Source organism: Agrococcus jejuensis, assembly GCF_900099705.1.
In the GTDB taxonomy this organism is placed as follows: Bacteria; Actinomycetota; Actinomycetes; order Actinomycetales; family Microbacteriaceae; genus Agrococcus; species Agrococcus jejuensis.
In genome coordinates, this window is the sequence record NZ_LT629695.1 from 346,235 (window position 1) to 369,422 (window position 23,188).

Annotated in this window: 23 protein-coding genes; 9 read left to right on the forward strand and 14 right to left on the reverse strand. The window is 72.8% G+C overall.

Annotated elements, in window-relative coordinates:
• Positions 1-66: 66 nt before the first annotated feature.
• Positions 67-1,887: an AMP-dependent synthetase/ligase gene (locus BLQ67_RS01620; protein WP_231945125.1), complete on the forward strand. Its 1,821-nt coding sequence runs from the start codon at positions 67-69 to the stop codon at positions 1,885-1,887.
• A 62-nt stretch (positions 1,888-1,949) separates the two neighbouring features.
• Here the strand turns inward: BLQ67_RS01620 and BLQ67_RS01625 are convergent, their stop codons facing one another.
• Genes BLQ67_RS01625 through BLQ67_RS01635 form a run of 3 tightly spaced genes read right to left on the reverse strand, consistent with a single transcriptional unit; the run spans position 1,950 to position 7,191 of the window.
• On the reverse strand, positions 1,950-2,441 hold the full coding sequence (locus tag BLQ67_RS01625) for a peptide deformylase (protein WP_092501854.1): 492 nt from the start codon (positions 2,439-2,441) through the stop codon (positions 1,950-1,952).
• Positions 2,438-3,796 (reverse strand): FAD-dependent oxidoreductase, encoded by a 1,359-nt coding sequence (locus tag BLQ67_RS01630; protein WP_092501856.1) that lies wholly within the window; start codon positions 3,794-3,796, stop codon positions 2,438-2,440. Before BLQ67_RS01630 ends, BLQ67_RS01625 begins: the two co-directional genes overlap by 4 nt.
• Positions 3,793-7,191, reverse strand: coding sequence for a pyruvate carboxylase (locus BLQ67_RS01635; protein WP_092501858.1), 3,399 nt, complete (start codon positions 7,189-7,191; stop codon positions 3,793-3,795). The genes BLQ67_RS01630 and BLQ67_RS01635 overlap by 4 nt, the downstream gene beginning before the upstream one ends.
• A gap of 75 nt (positions 7,192-7,266) precedes the next feature.
• Between BLQ67_RS01635 and BLQ67_RS01640 the strand changes: the two genes are divergently transcribed.
• Complete coding sequence (locus tag BLQ67_RS01640) at positions 7,267-8,184, forward strand: ParA family protein (RefSeq protein WP_092501860.1); 918 nt, start codon at positions 7,267-7,269, stop codon at positions 8,182-8,184.
• 79 nt (positions 8,185-8,263) lie between these two features.
• Here the strand turns inward: BLQ67_RS01640 and BLQ67_RS01645 are convergent, their stop codons facing one another.
• The 5 genes from BLQ67_RS01645 to BLQ67_RS01665 form a co-directional block, all read right to left on the reverse strand.
• The gene (locus BLQ67_RS01645; protein WP_407922477.1) at positions 8,264-8,815 is read right to left on the reverse strand and encodes a MerR family transcriptional regulator; all 552 of its coding nucleotides are present in this window, start codon (positions 8,813-8,815) and stop codon (positions 8,264-8,266) included.
• Positions 8,816-8,979: 164 nt separating this feature from the next.
• Positions 8,980-9,681, reverse strand: a complete 702-nt coding sequence (ftsR, locus tag BLQ67_RS01650) for a transcriptional regulator FtsR (RefSeq protein ID WP_092501862.1) — start codon at positions 9,679-9,681, stop codon at positions 8,980-8,982.
• On the reverse strand, positions 9,678-10,127 hold the full coding sequence (locus BLQ67_RS01655) for an FHA domain-containing protein (RefSeq protein WP_092501864.1): 450 nt from the start codon (positions 10,125-10,127) through the stop codon (positions 9,678-9,680). The genes ftsR and BLQ67_RS01655 overlap by 4 nt, the downstream gene beginning before the upstream one ends.
• A 170-nt stretch (positions 10,128-10,297) precedes the next feature.
• Entirely contained in the window at positions 10,298-10,612 is a 315-nt protein-coding gene (locus tag BLQ67_RS01660) for an AzlD domain-containing protein (protein ID WP_092501866.1), read from the reverse strand.
• Complete coding sequence (locus tag BLQ67_RS01665) at positions 10,609-11,343, reverse strand: AzlC family ABC transporter permease (protein ID WP_092501868.1); 735 nt, start codon at positions 11,341-11,343, stop codon at positions 10,609-10,611. The genes BLQ67_RS01660 and BLQ67_RS01665 overlap by 4 nt, the downstream gene beginning before the upstream one ends.
• Positions 11,344-11,401: 58 nt before the next feature.
• Between BLQ67_RS01665 and BLQ67_RS01670 the strand changes: the two genes are divergently transcribed.
• Both BLQ67_RS01670 and BLQ67_RS01675 read left to right on the forward strand, forming a co-directional pair.
• On the forward strand, positions 11,402-11,992 hold the full coding sequence (locus BLQ67_RS01670) for a DNA-3-methyladenine glycosylase I (protein ID WP_092501870.1): 591 nt from the start codon (positions 11,402-11,404) through the stop codon (positions 11,990-11,992).
• A gap of 105 nt (positions 11,993-12,097) precedes the next feature.
• Entirely contained in the window at positions 12,098-12,631 is a 534-nt protein-coding gene (locus BLQ67_RS01675) for a DUF4395 domain-containing protein (protein ID WP_092501872.1), read from the forward strand.
• Here BLQ67_RS01675 and BLQ67_RS01680 read toward each other — a convergent pair.
• From BLQ67_RS01680 to BLQ67_RS01690, 3 genes are read right to left on the reverse strand one after another with little or no spacing between them, the layout of a single operon-like run.
• Positions 12,628-13,662: an LLM class flavin-dependent oxidoreductase gene (locus BLQ67_RS01680; RefSeq protein ID WP_092501874.1), complete on the reverse strand. Its 1,035-nt coding sequence runs from the start codon at positions 13,660-13,662 to the stop codon at positions 12,628-12,630. The genes BLQ67_RS01675 and BLQ67_RS01680 overlap by 4 nt on opposite strands.
• An 11-nt stretch (positions 13,663-13,673) precedes the next feature.
• Complete coding sequence (locus BLQ67_RS01685) at positions 13,674-14,855, reverse strand: acetyl-CoA C-acyltransferase (RefSeq protein ID WP_092501876.1); 1,182 nt, start codon at positions 14,853-14,855, stop codon at positions 13,674-13,676.
• Between the two features lie 52 nt (positions 14,856-14,907).
• The gene (locus BLQ67_RS01690; RefSeq protein WP_092501878.1) at positions 14,908-15,321 is read right to left on the reverse strand and encodes a VOC family protein; all 414 of its coding nucleotides are present in this window, start codon (positions 15,319-15,321) and stop codon (positions 14,908-14,910) included.
• 621 nt (positions 15,322-15,942) lie between these two features.
• Between BLQ67_RS01690 and BLQ67_RS01695 the strand changes: the two genes are divergently transcribed.
• Positions 15,943-16,275: a GIY-YIG nuclease family protein gene (locus tag BLQ67_RS01695; RefSeq protein WP_231945126.1), complete on the forward strand. Its 333-nt coding sequence runs from the start codon at positions 15,943-15,945 to the stop codon at positions 16,273-16,275.
• 47 nt (positions 16,276-16,322) lie between these two features.
• Here BLQ67_RS01695 and BLQ67_RS01700 read toward each other — a convergent pair whose 3' ends face one another.
• Genes BLQ67_RS01700 through nhaA form a run of 3 tightly spaced genes read right to left on the reverse strand, consistent with a single transcriptional unit; the run spans position 16,323 to position 18,310 of the window.
• Positions 16,323-16,658 carry a DUF7882 family protein gene (locus BLQ67_RS01700; RefSeq protein WP_092501882.1) on the reverse strand — a complete coding sequence of 112 codons (336 nt, stop codon included), beginning with the start codon at positions 16,656-16,658 and terminating at the stop codon, positions 16,323-16,325.
• A 41-nt stretch (positions 16,659-16,699) separates the two neighbouring features.
• Positions 16,700-16,984, reverse strand: a complete 285-nt coding sequence (locus BLQ67_RS01705) for a hypothetical protein (protein ID WP_092501884.1) — start codon at positions 16,982-16,984, stop codon at positions 16,700-16,702.
• A gap of 24 nt (positions 16,985-17,008) precedes the next feature.
• Positions 17,009-18,310: a Na+/H+ antiporter NhaA gene (gene nhaA, locus BLQ67_RS01710; RefSeq protein WP_092501886.1), complete on the reverse strand. Its 1,302-nt coding sequence runs from the start codon at positions 18,308-18,310 to the stop codon at positions 17,009-17,011.
• Between the two features lie 325 nt (positions 18,311-18,635).
• On the opposite strand from nhaA, the gene BLQ67_RS01715 reads away from it, so the two are divergent.
• Genes BLQ67_RS01715 through kdpC form a run of 4 tightly spaced genes read left to right on the forward strand, consistent with a single transcriptional unit; the run spans position 18,636 to position 23,188 of the window.
• Positions 18,636-18,725, forward strand: a complete 90-nt coding sequence (locus BLQ67_RS01715) for a potassium-transporting ATPase subunit F (protein WP_092501888.1) — start codon at positions 18,636-18,638, stop codon at positions 18,723-18,725.
• The gene (gene kdpA / locus BLQ67_RS01720) at positions 18,725-20,416 is read left to right on the forward strand and encodes a potassium-transporting ATPase subunit KdpA (protein WP_092501890.1); all 1,692 of its coding nucleotides are present in this window, start codon (positions 18,725-18,727) and stop codon (positions 20,414-20,416) included. The genes BLQ67_RS01715 and kdpA overlap by 1 nt, the downstream gene beginning before the upstream one ends.
• Complete coding sequence (gene kdpB / locus BLQ67_RS01725) at positions 20,413-22,566, forward strand: potassium-transporting ATPase subunit KdpB (protein ID WP_092501892.1); 2,154 nt, start codon at positions 20,413-20,415, stop codon at positions 22,564-22,566. The genes kdpA and kdpB overlap by 4 nt, the downstream gene beginning before the upstream one ends.
• 10 nt (positions 22,567-22,576) lie before the next feature.
• The gene (gene kdpC, locus BLQ67_RS01730) at positions 22,577-23,188 is read left to right on the forward strand and encodes a K(+)-transporting ATPase subunit C (protein WP_092501894.1); all 612 of its coding nucleotides are present in this window, start codon (positions 22,577-22,579) and stop codon (positions 23,186-23,188) included.

Here is a 23,188-nt window from a genome sequence, read left to right on the forward strand (position 1 = left end):
CCGCGCCCACAGGCTCGCCCCATAGGATCGTGACGAGCCCTCACGTACGGAGCCGAAGGAGCCACCGTGACCGACGCCGGCCAGATCCGACCCGTGCTCGTCGAGCGCGACCCGAATGCGAACACGTGCGACCTGCTGCGCGACCGCATGACGACGTCGCCCGACGCGCCCCTGTTCGCCGTGCCCGACGGAGCGGGGTGGAAGGACGTGTCGACGCGCGAGTTCCACGCGCAGGTCGTCGCGCTCGCGAAGGGCTTCGTCGCCGCCGGCGTCGAGCCCGGCGACCGCATCGGCATCATGTCGCGCGTGCGCTACGAGTGGACGCTCATCGACTTCGCCGTCTGGTACGCCGGCGCGATCCTCGTGCCCGTCTACGAGACGAGCGCCCCCAGCCAGATCCAGTGGATCCTCTCCGACTCGGGTGCGACGCGCATCATCGTCGAGACCGCCGAGATGCTCGCGCGCCTCGACGAGGTGCAGGCCGACCTCCCCGCGATCGGCGACGTGTGGCGACTCGACTCGGGCCACCTCGACGAGCTCGTCGCCAAGGGCGTCGACGTGTCCGACGAGGAGATCGAGCGTCGCAGCCGCCTCGCGAAGGCCGACGACGTCGCGACGCTCATCTACACGTCGGGCTCCACGGGTCGCCCCAAGGGCGTCGTGCTGACGAACGCGAACTTCGTCGAGCTGTCGCGCAACGCCGCGATCGACCTCGGCGAGGTCGTCGCGCCCGGCTCGTCGACGCTGCTCTTCATCACGACGGCGCACGTGTTCGCGCGCTTCATCGCGGCGCTCGCCGTCACGGCGGGCGTCAAGGTGGGCCACCAGCCCGACACGAAGAAGCTCGTCGAGTCGATGACCTCCTTCTCCCCCACGTTCCTCCTCGCCGTGCCCCGCGTGTTCGAGAAGGTCTTCAACGTGTCGGAGCAGAAGGCGGAGGCCGGCGGCAAGGGCAAGATCTTCCGCAAGGCCGCCCAGGTCGCCGTCGAGCACTCGAAGGCCGTCGACGCCGGCAAGGTCCCGTTCGGCCTCGCGCTGCAGTTCCGCGTCTTCGACGCCCTCGTCTACAAGAAGCTCAAGGCGGCCCTCGGCGGTCGCGTGCGCTACGCCGTCTCGGGCTCGGCCCCGCTGTCGACGTTCCTCGGCCACTTCTACCGCTCGCTCGGCATCCGCATCCTCGAGGGCTACGGCCTCACCGAGACGACGGCGCCCGCGACGGTCAACCGCCCCGACAAGTTCAAGATCGGCACCGTCGGCCCCGTGCTGCCCGGCAACGGCGTGCGCATCGCCGACGACGGCGAGGTGCAGGTCGCGGGCATCGCGGTGTTCAAGGAGTACTGGAACAACCCCGAGGCGACCGCGGAGTCGTTCGACGGCGAGTGGTTCAAGACCGGCGACATCGGCGAGCTCGACGCGGATGGCTACCTGAGGATCACCGGCCGCAAGAAGGAGATCATGGTGACGGCGGGCGGCAAGAACGTCGCCCCGACGACGCTCGAGGACCCCATCCGCTCGAACCTCATCGTCGGCCAGGTCGTCGCCGTCGGCGACCAGCGGCCCTTCGTCGGCGCCCTGATCACGCTCGACACCGAGATGCTGCCGACGTGGCTGAAGAACAACGGCCTCGACGAGGGCATGCGCGTCGAGGACGCCATCTCGAACGAGGCCGTCGTCGCCGAGGTCACGCGCGCCGTGCAGCACGGCAACACGCAGGTCTCGCGCGCGGAGGGCGTGCGCAAGTTCGTCATCCTGCCGATCGACTTCACCGAGGACAACGGCCACCTCACGCCGAAGATGTCGATCAAGCGCCACAACATCGTCAAGGACTTCGGCGACGAGATCGAGCGCCTCTACGCCGACCAGTCGTACGGCGTCTCGGTGCCGTAGACCTCACCCACGCACGACGCCCCGGCGACCTCGCGGTCGCCGGGGCGTTCGTCGTGTCGGGCTCAGAACCAGGCGGAGGCGCGGATGTCTGCCATCGCCTGCGCGCGCATGTCCTTCTCGAGCGCCTGCACGTACAGGCGGCCGTCGAGGTGGGCGCACTCGTGCTGCAGCATCTGCGCCATGAGGCCGGAGCCCTCGAGGATCACGCGGCCGCCATCGAGGTCGACGCCCTCGACGCGCGCCCACGGATGCCGCGGCGTCGGGTAGCCGAGGCCGGGCACCGACAGGCAGCCCTCGTCGACGAGCTCGACGTCGCCGCGGACCTCGACGAGCACGGGGTTGAGCACGTAGCCGACGTCGCCGTCGACGTTGTAGCTGAACGCGCGGGCGGCGACGCCGATCTGGCAGGCGGCGACGCCGGCGCGGCCGGGCACGCGCACGGTCTCGACGAGGTCCTCGACGAGCTGCCTCGTGGCGGGGTCGGCGGGGTCGACGGGGTCGCCGGCCGTGCGCAGCACGGGGTCGCCGAACACGCGGATCTCGCGAACGGTCATCGGTTCAGCTCCTTCTCGGCGTCGAGCAGGACGTTCTCGATCACCTCGGTCAATGCGGGATGCGGCCAGTACAGGCTGCGGGCGAGGCCGCGCACCGACTGGCGCTGGCTCGCGGCGAGCACGAGCGGCTGGAGGAGGATGGCGGCCTGCGGGCCGACGACGTGAGCGCCGAGGATCTGCCCGTCGCGGCCGACGACGAGGCGGGCGAACGACGACTCGTCCTCCATCGCCCAGCCGTACGCCGTCGACGCGTACGCGCGGTCGACGACGACGGCGTCGGCGGGCGCATCCTGTCCGCGCATGCCGAACGACGCGACCTCGGGGTGGCCGAAGATCGCCTGCGGGATCGGGCCGAGGAGATCCTCGGTGGCCTCGCCGCGCAGGTTGGCGCGCACGACGCGCGCCTGCTCGTTCGCCACGTGCTTCAGCTGATGCGCGCTCGTGACGTCGCCGAGCGCGTAGACGCCCTCGACGGGCTCGCCACCCGCGAGCACGCGCAGCCGCGCGTCGGTGACGAGGCGGCCGTCGGGGTGCGTGTCGAAGAGCTCGGCGGCGCCGAGCGCGTCGGCGTTCGGGATGCGGCCCGTCGCGTTGAGCACGAGCCCGGTGTCGAGCACGGAGCCGTCGTCGAGGGTCACGCGGCGGTCGTCGCCGACGGCCTCGACGCCGACGACCGTGCGCCCGCGCAGCACCGTGAACCGATCGGCGGCGGCGCGCGTCGCGAGGTCGGAGACGGCGGCGTCCTCGCCCGAGAGCACGCGGTCGCCGCGCAGCACCATCGTGATCTCGACGCCGAACGCCGACAGCACGTGCGCGAGCTCGACCGCGATCGCACCGCCGCCGACGACCACGGCGGTCGGCGGCAGCGTCGGGATGCGCATGACGGTGTCGGACGTGTGCACGAGCGCGGGGTCGACGCCCGGGATCGCGCGCGGCCGCGAGCCGACGGCGATGACGAGGCGCTCGAAGCGGATGCGCTCCCCCGACGCCGTCACGAGCGTGCGCGCGTCCTCGAGGTGCACGTGCTCGCGCACGACGTGCACGCCCTCCTGCCCGAGGCGCCACCGCTCGCTCGAGGCCGCGTTGCCGTCGATGCGGCCGAAGACGCGCTCCTGCACGGCGTGCCAGTCGGCGGTCGCGGCACCCGTGACGCCGATGCGAGCGCCGTGGCGCACCGACTCGACGACGTCGGCGGGGTGCACGAGCATCTTCGTGGGGATGCAGCCGCGGTTGAGGCACGTGCCGCCGAAGGCGGGCGCGTCGTCGACGATCGCGACGGCGCGCCCCGCCCACTCGCGGCCGACGACGGCGTTGCCGCTGCCGGAGCCGACGACGGCGAGCTCGACGTCGATCACGCGATCACCGCGATGAGGTCACCCGCCTCCACGGCGCGTGTGCCCTGGATCGCGAGGCGCTGCACCGTGCCGGCGACCTGCGCCGTGATCGCGGCCTCCATCTTCATGGCCTCGATCGTCGCGACGGGCTGACCCACGGCGACGGTGTCGCCCTCGGCGACCGTCACGGTGACGGCGCCCGCGAACGGCGCGGCGACGTGGCCGGCCTGCGAGGCGTCGGCCTTCTCGGCGGCGGTCTTCTCGACCTTGACCGAGCGGTCGCGCACGTACACGGGGCGCAGCTGGCCGTTGAGGGCCGTCATGACCGTGACCATGCCGTCGTCGCCGGGCTTGCCGATCGCCTCGAGGGCCACGTTGAGCGTGACGCCGGTGCCGATGCCGACGCGGTGCTCCTCGCCGGGCTGCATGCCGTAGAGGAAGTCGATCGTGTCGACGACGGACAGGTCGCCGAACTCCTCGCGCGTCGCGAGGAAGTCCTTGGTCGGCCCGGGGAAGAGCAGCGTGTTGAGCGCCTGCTGGCGGTCGGTGCCGGGCTCGACGAGCGAGGCCTTCTGCTCGTCGGTCAGCTCGGTCACGCCGATCTTCACCGTGCGACCCTCGAGCACCTTCGTGCGGAAGGGCTCGGGCCAGCCGCCTGGCAGGTCGCCGAGCTCGCCGGCCATGAAGCCGATGACGGAGTCGGGGATGTCGTACCGCTGCGGGTTCGCCTCGAAGTCCGCGGGGTCGACGTCCTGCGCCACCAGCTGCAGCGCGAGGTCGCCCACGACCTTCGACGACGGCGTGACCTTCGTGGGGCGACCCAGCATGCCGCTCACCGCCGCGTACATGTCCTCGATGCGCTCGAAGTCGTCGGCGAGGCCGAGCGCGATGGCCTGCTGGCGCAGGTTCGACAGCTGGCCGCCCGGGATCTCGTGCGTGTAGACGCGACCGGTCGGGCCCGGCAGCCCCGACTCGAACGGCTTGTAGAGCCGGCGCACGGCCTCCCAGTACGGCTCGAGGTCGCCCACGGCCTGCAGGTCGAGGCCCGTGTCGCGCTCCGTGTGCGCGATGGCGGCGACGAGCGCCGACATCGGCGGCTGGCTCGTCGTGCCGGCCATGGCGGCCGAGGCGACGTCGACGGCGTCGACGCCCGCTGCGGAGGCGGCGAGGAGCGTCGCGAGCTGGCCACCGGCCGTGTCGTGCGTGTGCAGGTGCACCGGCAGGTCGAACTCGGCGCGCAGCGCCGTCACGAGCTGCGTCGCGGCACCGGCGCGCAGCAGGCCCGCCATGTCCTTGATCGCGAGCACGTGCGCGCCGGCATCCACGATGCGGCTCGCGAGGCGCAGGTAGTAGTCGAGCGTGTAGAGATCCTCGGCGGGGTTCAGCAGGTCGCCCGAGTAGCAGAGCGCCACCTCGGCGACCCTCGTGCCCGTCTCGAGCACCGCGTCGATCGCGGGACGCATCTGGTCGACGTCGTTGAGGGCGTCGAAGATGCGGAAGACGTCGATGCCCGTGCGCGCCGCCTCGTCGACGAACGCGCTCGTGACCTCGGTCGGGTACGGCGTGTAGCCGACGGTGTTGCGGCCGCGCAGCAGCATCTGGATGGGCAGGTTCGGCATGGCCTCGCGCAGCGCGGCCAGGCGCTCCCACGGGTCCTCGCCGAGGAAGCGCAGCGCGACGTCGTACGTCGCGCCGCCCCACGCCTCGACCGACAGCAGCTGCGGCGTGAGGCGCGCGACGTGCGGAGCGACCGCGACGAGGTCGGCGGTGCGCACGCGCGTCGCGAGCAGCGACTGGTGCGCGTCGCGGAACGTCGTGTCGGTGACGGCGAGGGCCTTCTGGTCGCGCAGCGCCTTCGCGAAGCCCACGGGGCCGAGCGTCTGCAGGCGCTGGCGCGCGCCGTCGGGCGCGGGCGTCTCGACGTCGATCGCCGGCAGCTTGAGCGAGGGCTGGATGACGCCATCTGCCGAGCCGTTGGGCTTGTTCACCGTGACGTCGGCGAGCCACGACAGCACCTTCGACGCGCGGTCGCGCGAGGGAGTGATGCGCGTGAGCTCGGGGTGCTCCTCGATGAAGTGCGTCGACACGTCGCCGGCGCGGAACTGCGGGTCGTCGAGCAGGTTGAGGAGGAAGGGGATGTTCGTCGCGACGCCGCGGATGCGGAACTCGCTCACGGCGCGATGCGAGCGCGCGATCGCCGAGGCGAGGTCGCGGCCGCGGCACGTGACCTTGGCGAGCATCGAGTCGAAGTGCGGGCTGATCTCGGCGCCCGGGTTGATCGTGCCGCCGTCGAGGCGCACGCCGGCACCGCCCGGCGAACGGTAGGCGGTGATGCGGCCCGTGTCGGGGCGGAAGCCGTCTGCCGGGTCCTCGGTCGTCACGCGGCACTGCAGCGCGAAGCCGTGCATCGTGATCGCGTCCTGCGTGAGGCCGAGGTCGGCGAGCGTCTCGCCCGCGGCGATGCGGATCTGCGACTGCACGAGGTCGACGTCGGTGATCTCCTCGGTCACGGTGTGCTCGACCTGGATGCGCGGGTTCATCTCGATGAACACGTGCTCGCCCGCGCGGTCGCCCGCGGTGTCGAGCAGGAACTCGACGGTGCCCGCGTTGACGTAGTCGATCGAGCGCGCGAACGCGACGGCATCGCGGTAGAGCTCGGCGCGCTTCTCCTCCGAGAGGTTCGGCGCGGGCGCGAGCTCGACGACCTTCTGGTGTCGACGCTGCACCGAGCAGTCGCGCTCGAACAGGTGCACGGTGCCGCCGGCGGCGTCGGCGAGGATCTGCACCTCGATGTGCCGGGGGCGCACGACGGCCTGCTCGATGAACATCGTCGGGTCGCCGAAGGCCGAGTCGGCCTCGCGCATGGCGGCCTCGAGCGCGGGGCGCAGCTCGTCGCGCGTCTGCACGAGGCGCATGCCGCGGCCGCCGCCACCGGCGACGGCCTTGCAGAAGACGGGGAAGCCGATCTCGTCGGCACCGGCGAGCAGCTCGTCGAGGTCCTTCGACGCGGGCGTCGAGCGCAGCACCGGCACGCCCGCGGCGATCGCCTGCTCCTTCGCCGTCACCTTGTTGCCCGCGGAGGCGAGCACCTTGGCGGGCGGGCCGACGAACGTGATGCCCGCCTCCGCCGCGGCCGTCGCGAGGCGCGGGTTCTCGGAGAGGAAGCCGTAGCCGGGGTAGATGGCGTCGGCGCCGGCCTCCTTGGCCACGCGCACGATGTCGTCGACGTCGAGGTACGCACGCACCGGATGCCCGGGCTCGCCGACCTGGTACGCCTCGTCGGCCTTCTGGCAGTGCAGCGAGTTCCGATCCTCGTGCGCGTACACGGCGACGGTGCGGATGCCGAGCTCGTTGGCGGCTCGGAACGCCCTGATGGCGATCTCTCCACGGTTCGCGACGAGGATCTTGCGGAACATGGGTCTCCCAAGGGATCGTTCGGATGGGGCCTGCCAGCGCGTCCTCCCACCGTAGTCGAGGTAGGCTCCCGTACCGTGCACGTCCTCTCCATCAGCTCACTGAAGGGCGGCGTCGGCAAGACGACCGTCACCCTCGGCCTCGCCTCTGCGGCCTTCGCGAAGGGGCTCCGCACCCTCGTGGTCGACCTCGACCCGCAGTCGGACGCGTCGACGGGCATGGACATCGACGTGCAGGGACGCCTCAACGTGGCCGACGTGCTCGGCAACCCGCGCGACAAGATCGTGCGCCAGGCCATCGCCCCGTCGGGCTGGACCGAGGGCCACGGCGGCACGATCGACGTGCTCATCGGCAGCCCGTCGGCGATCAACTTCGACGGCCCGCACCCCACGATCAAGGAGATCTGGCGCCTCGAGACGGCGCTCGCGACGCTCGAGACCGAGTACGACCTCGTGCTCATCGACTGTGCACCGAGCCTCAACGCCCTCACGCGCACCGCGTGGGCAGCCTCCGACCGCGTCATGGTCGTGACCGAGCCTGGCCTGTTCTCCGTCGCCGCCGCCGACCGTGCGCTGCGCGCGATCGAGGAGATCCGCCGCGGCCTGAGCCCGCGCCTCCAGCCGCTCGGCATCGTCGTGAACCGCGCGCGTCCGCAGTCGCTCGAGCACCAGTACCGCATCCAGGAGCTCAAGGACATGTTCGGGCCGCTCGTGCTCGAGACGATCCTGCCCGAGCGCACGTCGATGCAGCAGGCGCAGGGCGCTGCCCGCCCGCTGCACGTGTGGCCCGGCGAGGGCGCGCAGGAGATGGCGCTGCAGTTCGACGAGCTGCTGCAGCGCGTGCTCGACGCCGCCGCCGCGAACGGCGAGGAGGCTGCCGCAGGGGGCCGCGTGCCCGCGCCGACGGCTGCGATCGACGCGTCGAGCGCCGCAGCGGTCGAGGACGCCGAGGCCGAGGCGACCGGCGAGGACCTGCAGGAGGAGCGTCGCGACTGACGCGACGACCCCGCACATGCGACGAGGCGCCCACCGATCGGTGGGCGCCTCTCGCGTTCCGCGCGGCGCGGCGAAGGTCCTAGGAGGCCTTGGTGCGGGCGGCGCGACGGGCGGCGAGCTCGTCCATGAGCGGCTCGACGGGCGTCGTGTCGAGCTCGATGAGCTCGGACTGCACCTCGCGCACGACGGTGCCGACGGCGATGGCGAACACGCCCTGGCCGCGGTCGAGGAGGTCCATGACCTCGTCGGCGCTCGTGACGAGGTAGACGGAGGCGCCATCGGAGACGAGGCGCACCTGCGCGAGGTCGCCGACGCCCTCGTGGCGCAGGCTCGAGACGGCGACGCGGATCTGCTGCAGCGAGATGCCGGTGTCGAGCAGGCGCTTGACGAGCTTGAGCACGAGGATGTCGCGGAAGGCGTAGAGGCGCTGCGAGCCCGAGCCGCTGGCGGAGCGGATGCTCGGCACGACGAGGTCGGTGCGCGCCCAGTAGTCGAGCTGGCGGTACGTGATGCCCGCGGCCTTCACGGCGTCGGCGCCGCGGTAGCCCTGCACGGCGTCGTCGTCGGGCAGGCCGTCGGTGAACAGCAGCCCCGAGTCGTATCGGGGTGTCGTCTCGTTCTCGGCCATCATGTGCCCTTCTCAACCTTCAAGCAGGAGTTGAACCTTCATCTCGAAGCCTAGAGAGCAGGACCCTCGTCGCGGTGCAGGTCGCACCGGCGTGTCGGGCTCTCGTGGTCGAAGTCTACGCCCGGCCCCCGACGAACGGCCGGAATCGGCGCCGCGGATCCCCCGCGTCAGCGCGTGATGCGCTCGACGGCCTCGCGACCGAGCACCTCGCGGATCGACGCGATCTGCCCGGCGATGTCGCGCGCGGCCTCCGCCGCCTTCGGCTTGCCCTCGCCGCGACGCCCGAGCACGGGCCGCACGGCCGTCTCGATGAGCGCCGCCTCGCGGTCGGCAGACGCGCGCATGCCGCGCAGGTGGCGCGGCTCGATGCCGAAGCGCTGCAGCTCGACGAGCGCCGTCGCGACGCGCAGCGCGTGCTCGTCGTACGGCTCGGCCGCAGGCACGAGGCTCGCGGCGATCGCCTCCTGCACGAGCGCGCGCGACGCGCCCGAGGTCGTCTCGAGCTCGCGACGCGACAGGCGACGGTCGACGCGCAGGATGCTCGGGCCCTCCGACACGACGTTGCCCGCCGTGAACGGCTGCGCCTCGCCCGCATCCACCTGCTCGAGGTGCCCGAGGATGACCTTGAGCGGCAGGTAGTGGTCGCGCTGCAGCGTGAGGATGTAGCGCACGCGGTCGACGTCATCGCCCGAGAACTTGCGGTACCCGCTGGGGGTACGCGCCGGCGCGACGAGGCCCTGGTCCTCGAGGAAGCGCAGCTTCGACGGCGCGAGGTCGGGGAACTCGGGCGTCAGGCGCGCGAGCACCTGCCCGATCGACAGGAGCGTCGTGCGCGTGGCCCCGCTGCGCGGCGCGGCCTGCGCGCTCACGAGGTGGCGCCGAGATCGTGCCGCGACGCGTAGAACGTGAGGCGGAACTTGCCCACCTGCACCTCGGTCCCGTCGCGCAGCGGTGCGCGCTCGACGCGCTCGCCACCCGAGTAGGTGCCGTTGAGCGAGCCGAGGTCGCGGACCTCGAAGCTGCGGCCCGAGCGCGTGAACTCGGCGTGACGACGCGACACGGTCACGTCGTCGAGGAAGATGTCGGCGTCGGGGTGGCGACCGGCCACCGTGACGTCCTGGTCGAGCAGGAATCGGGCGCCCACGTCGGGGCCGCGGCGCACGATGAGCAGCGCCGAGCCCGACGGCAGCGCTGCCACGGCCTCCTGCTCGTCCTGGCCCACGCCCGTCATCATCGACGCGAGCTGCTGCTGGTAGTCCTGACCCCAGGACTGCGTGCTGTCGCCGTCGCGCTGGGCGCCGTCGGGATCGCTCATGCGTCCTCCTGGGTCGGGGTGGCCCTGGCCGGGCCTCACGTTCGAGTGCAGGTTCAGACTACGCGAGTCGTCGACGTCGCCGAGCCGTGCGTCCGGGGCCGAGGCCTCGGGGTTCTGGGCACTCTACGTCACGCGCCCGGCGCGCCGCCATGCCTGCGGGCTCGTGCGCGTCAGGCCCAGCCGGCGAAGCGCCGCAGCACGGCGGCGACCGCCGCGGCGCCGATGACGACGACGAGGAAGGGCACGCGCAGTCGGTAGAGCACGACGGCGAGCACCACGGCGGGCACGCGCGCGTCGACGACGAGCGCCGTGCCGTCGGCGAGCGTCTGCACCGCGACGAGCGCCGACAGCAGCGACACCGTGACGAGCTCGAGGATGCGGCGCGGCCGTGGCCCCTCGAGCGGGCCGGCGGGCACGACGTGCCCGAGCACCTTGAGGCCCGCGACGAGGATCGACGCGGCGAGGATGACGTGCCACGTGGTCATGCGCGGTCCCCCGTCGTGTCCTCGGTCGGCGCATCCGGCGCCGACGCCGGGCGGCCGAGCCAGTTCGTCCAGCCGACGACGATGGCGACGACGACCGCGACGAGCACGGGCACGCCGGCGGGCAGCGCGGGCACGAGCGCGGCGGCGACGACGGCGCTCGCCGCGCCGACCGCAGCCGCCTGGCGCGTCGCGAGGCGCGGCCACAGCAGACCGACGAACGCGGCGGCGGCCGCCGCATCCAGCCCCCACATGCGCACGTCGCCGAGCACGTCGCCCACGAGGGCGCCCGCGAGGGTCGTGGCGTTCCAGCCGAGGTAGATGCCGATGCCCGTGACCCAGAAGCCCACGCGACGCGCGCGCACGTCGGGCTGCGCGAGGCCCACGGCCGTCGACTCGTCGATCGTGAGGATGGCGGCGGGCACGCGCGTCGCGCCGTGCGCGCCGAGCCACGGCCGCACGCTGAGGCCGTAGAGCGTGTTGCGCACGCCGAGGATCGCCGCGGACGCGATGGCGGTCGCTGGCGCGCCGCCGCCGGCGACGACGCCGACGAGCGCGAACTGCGAGCCGCCCGAGAACATCAGCAGGCTCAGCGCGCACGTCTGCCACACGTCGAGGCCGCTCGCGACCGACAGCGCGCCGAAGGAGATGCCGTACGCCGCGGTCGCGATCGCGACCGAGAGGCCCTGGCGCCACGCCTGCCGTTCCGTCGCGCTGCGCTGCGCGCGCGTCACCGCATCCCCCGAGGTCGTCGGCTCACCTGCGTCACCGGATCAGCCTAGGGTCGAGGACATGGCGGATCTGGTGGTGGGCGACGACGGGCTCGCGAGGCCCACGTGGGCCTCGCACGACGCGCTGCTGCGCGACTACTACGACGCCGAGTGGGGCATGCCGGTGCGCGACGAGCGCGGCCTGTACGAGCGGCTGTCGCTCGAGGCGTTCCAGTCGGGGTTGTCGTGGCGCACGATCCTCGCGAAGCGCCCCGCGTTCCGCGCGGCGTTCGCCGACTTCGACCCCGAGGTCGTCGCGGGCTTCGGCGACGACGACGTCGCGCGCCTCATGGCCGACGCCGGCATCGTGCGCAACCGGCGCAAGGTCGACGCGACGATCGGCAACGCCCGCGCGACGCTCGCGCTGCGGGATGCGGGCGGCCTGCCCGCGTTCCTGTGGGGCTTCCAGCCCGCCGAGACGCCCGTGCCCCACTCGTACGCCGAGGTGCCGACGTCGAGCCCCGAGTCGATCGCGCTCGCGAAGGCGTTGCGCAAGGCCGGGTTCGCGCACGTCGGCCCGACGACGATGTACGCGCTCATGGAGGCGGTCGGCATGGTCGACACGCACCTCGTGGGCAGCCACCGCCGCGGGTCGAGCGGCGTCTGGGCCTGAGCGACGTGGGCCTGAGCGACGTGGGCCCGACGCGCTCGCACGCCGCGTGACGAGATGTGACGGGGCACCGTCGCGCCGGTCTGCCGGCCGCCGCATCCTGACCGCATGGCGTTCTCCTTCCCCAACCCCGTGAACGAGGTCGCGGCGCGCGTCGTCGCCGGGCTCGTCGTCGCCTCGACGCTCGCGATCGTCGCGCTGGGCGCGACGGTGCTGCCGCAGGCGGGCTGGGCGCTGTGGGTCGTCGCCGCCGGCTTCGCGCTGCGCGTCGGCTGGGGGCCGCGCTACTCGCCGTTCGGGCTGCTCGCGACGCGCGTGCTCGCGCCGCGCATCGCCGAGCCTCGGCTCGTGCCCGGGCCGCCGAAGCGATTCGCGCAGGCGATCGGCCTCGTCGTCACCGGCGCCGCCGCCATCGCGTTCACGCTGGGGGCGCCCATCGTCGCGTGGGTGCTCGCCGGCGTGATCGTGCTCGCCGCCTCCGCCGAGGCATTCCTCGGGTTCTGCCTCGGCTGCTGGATCTTCGCGCGGCTCATGGCCGCGGGCGTCATCCCCGCGTCGGTGTGCGAGGCGTGCGCCGACGTGACGGCGCGCCTGCAGGAGCGGTCGGCGGCGCTCCCCGCCGAGCGCACGGCTGCTGCCTAGGCGGGCTGCGGGGCGGCGACGCGCGCCGCGGCGATGAGCTCGAGCGCGCGCGTGCGCTCGTCGGCTCGGGTGCCGTGCACGGCGAGCATGACCTCGTCGGCCGACGCCTCCGCGGCGAACGCGTCGATCGCCGCCACGGCATCCTCGCCCGTGCCCACGACCGTGCGGCGCATCATGCCGAGCACCTGACGGCCCTGGGGCGACTCGGCGAGCACGTCGAGGTCCTCGTCGGAGAGCGACTCGGCCGCCGCCGCGCCGCGCAGCAGGAACGAGCGGATGCGCGAGCGGCGCACGACCGCATCCATCTCGGCCGCCTCGTCGCGCGTCGGCGCGACGATGGCGTTGAACGCGGCGATGGCGTACGGCTCGGCGAGCTGCGCCGACGGCTGGAACGACTCCCGGTAGACGCGCATCGCCTGCAGCAGCAGGTCGGGCGCGAAGTGCGACGCGAACGCGTACGGCAGGCCGTACGCGGCGGCGAGCTCGGCGCCGAAGAGGCTCGAGCCGAGGATCGTGAGCGGCACGTTCGTGCCCGCGCCCGGCACCGCCTGCACGCCGTCGACGATCGACGCGCCCGACAGGTACCCCTGCAGCTCGCGCACGTCGTGCGGGAACTGGTCGGCGACGCGCGGGTCGCGACGCAGCGCCTGCAGCGTGCGCTGGTCGGTGCCGGGCGCTCGGCCGAGGCCCAGGTCGATGCGGTTCGGATGCAGCGTCGCGAGCGTGCCGAACTGCTCGGCGATCACGAGCGGCGAGTGGTTGGGCAGCATGATGCCGCCGGAGCCGAGCCGGATCGTCGACGTGTGGGCGGCGACGTGCGCGATGAGCACCGCCGTGGCGCTCGACGCGATCGTCGGCATGTTGTGGTGCTCGGCGTACCAGACGCGCTCGAAGCCCAGCCGCTCGGCGGTCTGCGCGAGGGTCACGCTGCCCGCGAGGGACTCCGCGACGGACTCACGGCGGCTGACGGGGGCGAGGTCGAGGATCGAGAGGCGCACGTCGTAGGGCAACGTGGCTCCCCGCTCCCCCATTCCTGGCGCGGCTAGAGCGCCTCGAGCACGACCGCCGAGCCCTGGCCGCCGCCGCCGCAGATGCCGACGGCGCCGACTGCGCCCGAGCCCGCGAGCTGCAGACGGCGGGCGAGGTGGCCGACGATGCGCGCCCCGGAGGCGCCGATGGGGTGGCCGAGCGCGATCGCGCCGCCGTTCGCGTTCACGATCGCCGGGTCGACGCCCAGCTCGCGCGTCGACACGATGCCGACGGCCGCGAACGCCTCGTTGATCTCGACGGCGACGAGGTCGGAGGCGCTCGCGCCTGCCCGGCCGAGGGCCTGCAGGATCGCGTTCGACGGCTGCGCGTGCAGCGACACGTCGGGGCCGGCGACGAAGCCCGACGCGCGGACCTTCGCGAGGCCGGCGATGCCGTGCTCGGCCGCGTAGCGGCTCGAGACGAGCACGACGGCAGCGGCGCCGTCGGTGATCTGCGACGCGTTGCCCGCCGTGATGGTGCCGTGCTCGCGGTCGAACGCGGGGCGCAGCTGCGACAGCGACTCGGCGGTCGTGTCCCGCCTGCCGCCGTCGTCGGCGGCGACGGTGACCGTCTCGCGTCCCTTGCGCACCTCGATCGGGGCGATCTCGTCGTCGAGCAGCCCCGCATCCTGCGCTGCGGCGAGCCGCTGGTGCGAGGCGGCGGCGAACGCATCCTGCTCCTCGCGACTCACGCCGAGCGCGCCGTTGAACGACTCGGTCGACGCGCCCATCGAGCGGCGCTCGAACGCGTCGGTGAGGCCGTCGTGCTCCATGGTGTCGACGAGCGACAGGGCGCCGAAGCGCTGACCCGTGCGCATGGGCGCGGCGTGCGGCGCGAGCGACATCGACTCCTGGCCGATCGCCAGCACGACGTCGGCCTCGCCGAGCTGGATCATGCGATGGCCGGCGACGACGGCCTCGGTGCCCGAGAGGCACACGGCGTTGATGCCGAGTGCGGGCACCGACATCGGCACGCCCGCGGCGACGGCCGCCTGGCGCGGCGGGTTCTGACCGACGGCGGCGGGCAGCACCTGGCCGACGATCACCGACTCCACCGACTCCGGCGACACCCCCGCCTGCGCGAGCGCCGCAGCGCCGGCGTGACCGCCGAGCACCGTGGACGACGTGGACGCGAGCTGCCCGAGGTAGCGGGCGAACGGGGTGCGGGCGTATCCGGCGACGATCGTGTCGGTCATGGCTGCTCCTTCGCAGTGGCGGTGCCGCCAGCCTACGACCGCAGCGCCGGCGCTACTCGGTCGGCGTCGCGACGACGTTGACCATCCACAGCACGCCGTAGCGGTCGATCAGCATGCCGAAGATGTCGCCCCACGGCGCCTGCTGCAGGTCCTCCATGACGGTCGCGCCGTCGGAGAGGCCCTCCCACCAGCGGCGCAGCAGCGTCTCATCGTCGCCGGAGAGCGACACCTGCGGCGTGCCCCGCTCGAGCGGCATCCCGTCGGGGATGTCGGAGCCCATGAGGGTGTGGCCGGCCTCGGTCTCGAGCTGCGCGTGCATGATCTTGTGCGCCTCGTCGGGCGACCCCATGCCGGAGTCGCCGAAGGTCGAGCTGTCGAGCGTGCCGCCGAGCACGTGATGGTAGAACGCCATCGCCTCGGCGGCGGTGCCGGGGAACGCCAGGTAGGGGTTGAGCGTCGTGGCCATGGTGCGACCTCCTCGTCGATGCCGCCATGGTGCACCCGAGGCGCGAGGGCGCGCCAGGAGTGCCCAACAGCTGGTCGAGGAGCGCGCGAGCCCCTGGGCGAGCACGCGTCACGAGACCACGCGAACGCCGCTCCTGCCCAGCCACGCGCATGGTCGCGTCGAGCGGGCACCTCACGAGGTCTCGTGACGGCTCCTCGCTGCGCTCGGGGCCTCCTCGACCAGCTGGAGGTGAACGCCTCGCAGGAATGAGGGGCCGGTCCCCCAACAGCTGGTCGAGGAGCGCGCGAGCCCCTGGGCGAGCACGCGTCACGAGACCACGCGACCACCGCTCCCGCCCAGCCACGCGCATGGTCGCGCCGAGCGGGCATGTCACGAGGTCTCGTGACGGCTCCTCGCTGCGCTCGGGGCCTCCTCGACCAGCTGTGGGGAGGACACCCGCAGTGAGGGGCCCGCCTCCCCCACAGCTGGTCGAGGAGCGCGCGAGCCCCTGGGCGAGCACGCGTCACGAGACCCGAGTCAGTGCCCGGACGGTGCGTCCCGAACAGGCAGGCGTCGTCCACAGCAGCTTCGACCGCCGAACGCGACGGAAGTGCGGTGCGCCACGCTCGCCGAATGCCGCACATGGACATCCTCGAATGCGCCGACGGCTCGTACTACGTCGGCTCCGCGATCGACGCTGGCTACCGCCTCGCTCAGCATCAGGCCGGCGACGGCGCCGCCTACACGAAGCGGCGGCTGCCGGTCAGGCTCGTGTACGTCGAGGGCTTCCCGACGATCGAAGAGGCGTACCTCGCCGAGAAGAAGGTGCAGGGATGGAGTCGACGCAAGCGCCGGATGCTCATCGAAGGACGACAGGCGGATCTGCCCGGCTCGGGGAGCCGATCCTTCGCCGAGGGCCGTCGTCGCGAACGCGACGCAGCGGCCGATGACCACCCGCCGCAGTCGTGGAGGTGACTCGGGTCTCGTGACGCGCGGCGCCTCCGGCGGCGCGCCAGAGCGGGTCAGTGCTCGGGCGGCGCCTCGCCGCGGTGGATGGCCTCGGCCTCCGCCTCGCTCACGAGCACGAGGCCGCGCGCCGTGTTCGCCATCTCGGCGAGCACCTCGAGCCACACGCCGTTCAGCTGGGGCGGACGCGAGCCCGCGAAGCGGAACTCGAGCGGCACGGACGGCGACATCCACAGGCTCACGCGGCCGGAGCCCGAGTCGGGCTCGACCGTCCACGACACCAGGAAGGACTCCTGGCGGCGCAGCTTCGACGCGATGACCGTCTTGAGGTGCGCGAGCATCCGATCCTCGATCTGGTACTCGGTCGCGCCGGCGTAGGTGAGATGTCCCATCGCCGCCGATGCTAGCGGCAGCGATGGAACATCGGGGGACGTCAGCGCTCGCCGCGCTGGTCGCCCTCCTCGTACCACTGCGCCGCGGTGTCCTGCGCGCCCGGTGCTGCGTCGTCGCCGCTCCATTGCTCGGCGGCGTCCTGGGTCTCCTTCGATGACCCGCCCTCGCTCACCCACTGGTCCGCGGTGTCCTGCGGGCTCCCGTCGTGGGTGCTCTCGGCACCGTCGTCCTTCTCCCACTGCTCGGCGCGGTCCTGATGGCCGCCCGCGGCGACCCCCTCGGTCGCGATGTCGGGGTCCGTGCCCTGCACGTGCTCGTCGGTCATGGCGCCCTCCTCTCGCGGTGGACGCTACGCGCGCTCCCCCGCCGTGTCGTCGGGGTTGACGCGAGCGCCGGATGCTGGCTCGGGATCGCCGATCAGCGGCCACGGGCGGTCGGGCACGCCGTCCTCGTTCATGTCGCGCGACCGCGCTCGCCGCGCATCCCGCCGCAGGTCCACTGCCGCGAGGATCGCCGCCGTCGTCGACGCGACGAGCACGGCGAGCTTCGCCGCGTCGGTGTGCACGGCGTCGGGGAACGACAGCGCGGCGATGAGCAGCGACACCGTGAACCCGATGCCCGTCAGCAGCGCGATGGGCCGCAGGTCGCGGATGCCGATGCCGTCGGGCAGGCGCAGCGGCGTGAGACGCGTGACGAGGATCGTGACGCCGAGCACGCCGAGCAGCTTGCCGACGACGAGGCCAAGCATGATGCCGAGCGCGACGGGCTGCGTGAGCAGCGCACCCGCGCTGCCACCGACGACGGTGACGCCGGCGGCGAAGAACGCGAAGATCGGCAGCGCGATGCCCGACGAGATCGGGCGCACGACGTGCTCGACGCGATGCGTGCGCGCCTCGGTCTCGCCGTGCACGGCTCGCGCGGGGATCGTCGCGCCCAGCAGCACGCCGGCGACGGTCGCGTGCACGCCGGCCTCGTGCATGAGCCACCATGCGACGAGGGCGACGGGGATCATGGCCCACCACGGCATGCGGCGCAGGCGCGCGAGCACGCCGAAGACCGCGACGGCGACGAGCGCGCCCGCGAGCGCCAGCAGGTCGATCGACGCGGTGTAGAAGACGGCGATGACCGTGATGGCCAGCAGGTCGTCGACGACGGCGAGCGTGAGCAGGAACGTGCGCAGCGGCACGGGCAGCCCACGGCCGAAGACGGCGAGGATCGCGAGCGCGAAGGCGATGTCGGTCGCGGTGGGGATCGCCCAGCCGGACGCGGCGCCCACGTCGCCCATCGCGAGCACGACGGTGGCGAAGATCACGGCGGGCAGCGCCATGCCGCCGATGGCGGCGAGCACGGGCACGGCCGCCTGGCGCGGGTCGCGCAGGGCTCCGGCGACGATCTCGTGCTTGAGCTCGACGCCGACGACGAAGAAGAAGATCGCGAGCAGGCCGTCGGCGGCCCACGTCGCGAGCGACAGGTCGAGATGCAGCGCCGCCGGGCCGACGACCGTCTCGGACAGCGCGGCGTACCCGTCGCGCCACGGCGTGTTCGCCCACACGATGGCGGCGAGCGCCGCGACGAGCAGCAGCACCCCGCTCGTGGTCTCCTGCCGCAGCATGCGGCGCACTCGCGCGCCCGGCACGGTGATGGTGGTCATGGGACTCCCCTGATCGCGCAACCGTCACGACTCGAATCGTGACGAGCCGACCAGGCTTCCCGGCACACCAGGCTCCAGGATACCGGAGCCGTGCGGATGCCGTCAGGGTCGCAGCCGTGCCGTGAGGGTTCCGTGAGGATGCCCGTCCACCACCCGTGCGCAGGCGTTGGATCGCTCTCGGCGCCCCGCCGGGCGCCCGCATCCCGCGCCGGATGCGTCGCATCGAACGTCTGGACGCAGATCCCATGCTCGACGTCATCGTCGTGGCGACCGTCGTCGCCCTCTTCGCCCTGCTCGGGCTGCTCGTGAAGGGGGTCGAGCGGCTGTGATCGTGCTCGAGATCCTCGGCGTCGTGCTCGGCGTCGCCGCCATCGGCCTGCTCGTCGCAGCCCTGCTGCGGCCGGAGCGGTTCTGATGGACCCCGTCGCCTCCGCCTGGCTCACCGGCGGCCTCAGCCTCGTCACGGTGCTCGTCGCGCTCGCGATCGTGCACCGTCCCCTCGGCGACCTCCTCGCCCACACCTACACGTCGACGAAGGACCTGCGCGTCGAGCGCGGCCTGTACCGCGTCATGGGCGTCGACCCGCGGTCGGAGCAGACGTGGCAGGCGTACGCGCGCTCGGTGCTCGCGTTCTCGCTGGTCGGCATCCTCGCCGTCTACCTGCTGCAGCGGCTGCAGCCCGTGCTGCCGTACTCGCTCGGCCTGCCGGCCGTGCCCGAGTGGCTGTCGTTCAACACGGCGATCTCGTTCACGGCCAACACGAACTGGCAGTCGTACCTCGCGGAGCCCACGATGGGCTACGCGGTGCAGGCGCTCGGCCTCGTCGTGCAGAACGTCGTCTCCGCCGCCGTCGGCATGGCCGTCGCCGTCGCGCTCGTGCGCGGCTTCGCGTACCGCTCGACCGGCACGATCGGCAGCTTCTGGATCGACCTGACCCGCGGCACCGTGCGCGTGCTGCTGCCGATCTCGCTGCTCGCCGCGCTCGTGCTGCTCGCCGCCGGCGTCGTGCAGAACCTCGCCGGCTTCCAGGACGTGCAGACCCTCGCGGGCCTCACGCAGACCCTGCCGGGCGGTCCCGTCGCGTCGCAGGAGGCCATCCGCCTGCTCGGCACCAACGGTGGCGGCTTCTACAACGCGAACTCCGCGCATCCGTTCGAGAACCCCACGGGGCTCACGAACCTGCTGCAGGTGCTGCTCATGCTGCTCATCCCCTCGGCGATGCCGCGGATGTTCGGCACCATGGTCGGCGACCGGCGCCAGGGATACGCGATCCTCGCGGTGATGGGCGTGCTCTTCCTCGCGCTCTGGGCGGCGGCGATGGCGTTCGAGACCGCAGCGGGCGGCACGGCGACGCAGCTCGCGGGCGCCGCGATGGAGGGCAAGGAGACGCGCTTCGGCGTCGACGGCTCGGTGCTGTTCGGCATCGCCTCGACGGGCACGTCGACGGGCGCCGTCAACTCGATGCACGACTCGTGGACCGCGCTCGGCGGCATGATGCCGCTCGTCGCGATGATGCTCGGCGAGGTCGCCCCCGGCGGCGTCGGCGCCGGCCTGTACGGCATCCTCGTGCTCGCGATCATCGCCGTGTTCGTCGCCGGCCTGCTCGTGGGCCGCACGCCCGAGTACCTCGGCAAGAAGATCACCGCCAAGGAGATCAAGCTCGCAGCCCTGTCGATCCTCGTGACGCCGACGCTCGTGCTCGGCGGCACGGCGCTGTCGTTCGCGATCCCCGCCGTGCGCGCCGATGTCGAGGCGACGTCGATCTGGAACCCCGGCGTGCACGGCCTCACCGAGGTGCTCTACGCGTTCACATCGGCGGCGAACAACAACGGCTCCGCCTTCGCGGGGCTCACGGCCGACACCGACTGGTTCACCGTCGCCCTCGGCGTCGCGATCCTGCTCGGCCGACTCGTGCCGATCATCCTCGTGCTCGCGCTCGCCGGCTCGCTCGCGAGCCAGGATCGCGTGCCGACGACGGCGGGCACGCTGCCCACCCACACGCCGCTGTTCGTCGGCCTCACGACCGGCGTCATCATCCTCGTGACCGCGCTCACCTACTTCCCGGTGCTCGCGCTCGGTCCGCTCGCAGAAGGGCTGGTCGCATGACCACCGTCACCACCGAGGCGCCGACGGCGTCCGCCACCGCGCAGGCACCCGCCGGCCGAGGGATCTCGTGGGCGCAGGTCGCGCAGGCCATGCCCGGCGCCGTGCGCAGGCTCGACCCGCGCCACCTGTGGCACAACCCCGTGATGCTCATCGTGTGGGTCGGCGCGGTGCTCACGACCGTCATCGCCATCGCGGAGCCCTTCCTCGGCGGCCCGGGCACGTCGGGCGGCACGCCCGTGCCCGTCGCGTTCACGGCGATCATCGCCGCGTGGCTGTGGCTCACGGTGCTGTTCGCCAACCTCGCCGAGGCCATCGCCGAGGGGCGCGGCAAGGCGCAGGCCGACACGCTGCGCCAGACGCGCACGAGCACGATGGCGAACCGCGTCGAGGCGTACGACGCCGACGGCGACGTCGGCGCCGAGCGTGCGTCGATGGAGCAGGTCGCGTCGAGCGACCTGCGCCTGGGCGACCACGTGGTCGTGACCGCGGGCGAGCTCGTGCCGGGCGACGGCGACGTCGTGCACGGCGTCGCCTCGGTCGACGAGTCGGCGATCACGGGCGAGTCCGCCCCGGTCATCCGCGAGTCGGGCGGCGACCGCTCGGCCGTGACGGGCGGCACGCGCGTGCTGTCCGACCGCATCGTCGTGCGCATCACGGCCAAGCCCGGCGAGACGTTCGTCGACCGGATGATCGCGCTCGTCGAGGGGGCGGCGCGCCAGAAGACGCCGAACGAGATCGCGCTCGACATCCTGCTCGCCTCGCTGTCGATCGTGTTCGTGCTCGTGACGCTCACGCTCAACCCCATCGCGTCGTACGCGGCGAGCCCCGTGTCGCTCGCCGTGCTCGTGGCGCTGCTCGTGTGCCTCATCCCGACGACGATCGGCGCGCTGCTCAGCGCGATCGGCATCGCCGGCATGGACCGCCTGGTGCAGCGCGGCGTGCTCGCGATGTCGGGCCGCGCCGTCGAGGCGGCGGGCGACGTCACGACGCTGCTGCTCGACAAGACCGGCACCATCACCTACGGCAACCGACGCGCGTCGGACGTCGTGCCGCTCGCGGGCGTCGAGCGCACCGAGCTGCTCGGCCTCGCCGCCGCGTCGTCGCTCGCCGATCCGACGCCCGAGGGCCAGTCGATCGTCGACCTCGCCCGCGCCGAGGGCCTCGACGTGGCCGATCGCGAGCGCGGCGACGTCGTGCCCTTCACCGCCGAGACGCGCATGTCGGGCCTCGACCGGCCCGACGGCACGCGCATCCGCAAGGGTGCCGTCTCGGCCGTCACGGCGTGGCTCGACGCCGAGGGCGCCGCGCTCGACGCGACGCAGCGCCGCGAGCTCGAGGCGGCGACGGATGCGATCTCGCAGTCGGGCGGCACGCCGCTCGTCGTCGCGGTCGCCCCGGCGGAGGGTGCAGCACGGGCGCTCGGCGTCGTGCACCTGAAGGACGTCGTGAAGGAGGGCATCGCCGAGCGCTTCGCCGAGCTGCGTGCCATGGGCATCCGCACCGTGATGATCACAGGCGACAACCCGCTCACGGCGGCGGCGATCGCGAAGGAGGCGGGCGTCGACGACTACCTCGCCGAGGCGACCCCCGAGGACAAGCTCGCGCTCATCAGGAAGGAGCAGGAGGGCGGCAACCTCGTCGCGATGACGGGCGACGGCACGAACGACGCGCCCGCGCTCGCGCAGGCCGACGTGGGCGTGGCGATGCAGTCGGGCACGTCGGCGGCGAAGGAGGCCGGCAACATGGTCGACCTCGACTCCGACCCGACGAAGCTCATCGACGTCGTGCGCATCGGCAAGCAGCTGCTCATCACGCGCGGCGCGCTCACGACGTTCTCGATCGCGAACGACGTCGCGAAGTACTTCGCGATCATCCCCGCGATGTTCGCAGGCGTCTTCCCCGGCCTGCAGGTGCTCAACGTCATGGGGCTGCACTCCCCCGCATCCGCGGTGCTGTCGGCCGTCATCTTCAACGCCATCGTCATCGTGGCGCTCATCCCGCTCGCCCTGCGAGGCGTGCGGTACCGGCCGGTCGCAGCCTCCAGGCTGCTCGGCCGCAACCTGCTCGTCTACGGGCTCGGCGGTCTCGTCGCACCCTTCCTCGGCATCTGGCTCATCGACCTCGTCGTGCGCCTCGTCCCCGGCTTCTGAGAGGCACGTCATGTCCACCACCCGCAGCTCCCTCCGCACCCTCTGGGTGTCGGTGCGCGCCGTCGCCGTCTTCACGGTCGTCGCCGGCGTGCTCTACACGGGCGTCGTGCTCGGCATCGGCCAGCTCGTCATGCCGGCGCAGGCGAACGGATCGCTCGTGACCGACGAATCGGGCGAGGTCGTCGGCTCGTCACTCGTCGGGCAGCCGTTCGCCGACGCCGATGGTGCTCCCCTCGCGCAGTACTTCCAGCCTCGGCCCTCCTCCGCGGGCGACGGCTACGACGGCGCGTCGTCGTCCGGGTCCAACTGGGGACCCGAGCACGCCGACCTCGTCGCGGCCGTCGAGGAGCGCATCGCCCAGGTGTCGGCGTTCGAGGGCGTCGACCCGTCGGACGTGCCCGCCGACGCCGTCACGGCCTCGGGATCGGGCCTCGACCCGCACATCTCGCCCGCGTACGCCGCGATCCAGGTCGACCGCGTGGCCGCGGCGCGCGGCCTCGACGTCGCGACGGTCGAGCAGCTCGTCGCGGAGCACACGGATGCGCCGCTCGCGGGCTTCGTCGGCGAGGCTACGGTGAACGTGCTGGCGCTCAACGTGGCGCTCGACGAGCTGGAGGGCTGA

What these genes read in the sequence shown, in the direction of transcription:
- BLQ67_RS01625 (WP_092501854.1), bottom strand. Translation starts at nt 2,441, where the DNA reads ATGACCGTTCGCGAGATCCGCGTGTTCGGCGACCCCGTGCTGCGCACG.
- BLQ67_RS01635 (WP_092501858.1), bottom strand. Translation starts at nt 7,191, where the DNA reads ATGTTCCGCAAGATCCTCGTCGCGAACCGTGGAGAGATCGCCATCAGG.
- BLQ67_RS01645 (WP_407922477.1), bottom strand. Translation starts at nt 8,815, where the DNA reads ATGATGGCCGAGAACGAGACGACACCCCGATACGACTCGGGGCTGCTG.
- BLQ67_RS01655 (WP_092501864.1), bottom strand. Translation starts at nt 10,127, where the DNA reads ATGAGCGATCCCGACGGCGCCCAGCGCGACGGCGACAGCACGCAGTCC.
- BLQ67_RS01660 (WP_092501866.1), bottom strand. Translation starts at nt 10,612, where the DNA reads ATGACCACGTGGCACGTCATCCTCGCCGCGTCGATCCTCGTCGCGGGC.
- BLQ67_RS01670 (WP_092501870.1), top strand. Translation starts at nt 11,402, where the DNA reads ATGGCGGATCTGGTGGTGGGCGACGACGGGCTCGCGAGGCCCACGTGG.
- BLQ67_RS01675 (WP_092501872.1), top strand. Translation starts at nt 12,098, where the DNA reads ATGGCGTTCTCCTTCCCCAACCCCGTGAACGAGGTCGCGGCGCGCGTC.
- BLQ67_RS01680 (WP_092501874.1), bottom strand. Translation starts at nt 13,662, where the DNA reads ATGGGGGAGCGGGGAGCCACGTTGCCCTACGACGTGCGCCTCTCGATC.
- BLQ67_RS01685 (WP_092501876.1), bottom strand. Translation starts at nt 14,855, where the DNA reads ATGACCGACACGATCGTCGCCGGATACGCCCGCACCCCGTTCGCCCGC.
- BLQ67_RS01690 (WP_092501878.1), bottom strand. Translation starts at nt 15,321, where the DNA reads ATGGCCACGACGCTCAACCCCTACCTGGCGTTCCCCGGCACCGCCGCC.
- BLQ67_RS01695 (WP_231945126.1), top strand. Translation starts at nt 15,943, where the DNA reads ATGGACATCCTCGAATGCGCCGACGGCTCGTACTACGTCGGCTCCGCG.
- BLQ67_RS01700 (WP_092501882.1), bottom strand. Translation starts at nt 16,658, where the DNA reads ATGGGACATCTCACCTACGCCGGCGCGACCGAGTACCAGATCGAGGAT.
- BLQ67_RS01705 (WP_092501884.1), bottom strand. Translation starts at nt 16,984, where the DNA reads ATGACCGACGAGCACGTGCAGGGCACGGACCCCGACATCGCGACCGAG.
- nhaA (WP_092501886.1), bottom strand. Translation starts at nt 18,310, where the DNA reads ATGACCACCATCACCGTGCCGGGCGCGCGAGTGCGCCGCATGCTGCGG.
- kdpA (WP_092501890.1), top strand. Translation starts at nt 18,725, where the DNA reads ATGGACCCCGTCGCCTCCGCCTGGCTCACCGGCGGCCTCAGCCTCGTC.
- kdpB (WP_092501892.1), top strand. Translation starts at nt 20,413, where the DNA reads ATGACCACCGTCACCACCGAGGCGCCGACGGCGTCCGCCACCGCGCAG.
- kdpC (WP_092501894.1), top strand. Translation starts at nt 22,577, where the DNA reads ATGTCCACCACCCGCAGCTCCCTCCGCACCCTCTGGGTGTCGGTGCGC.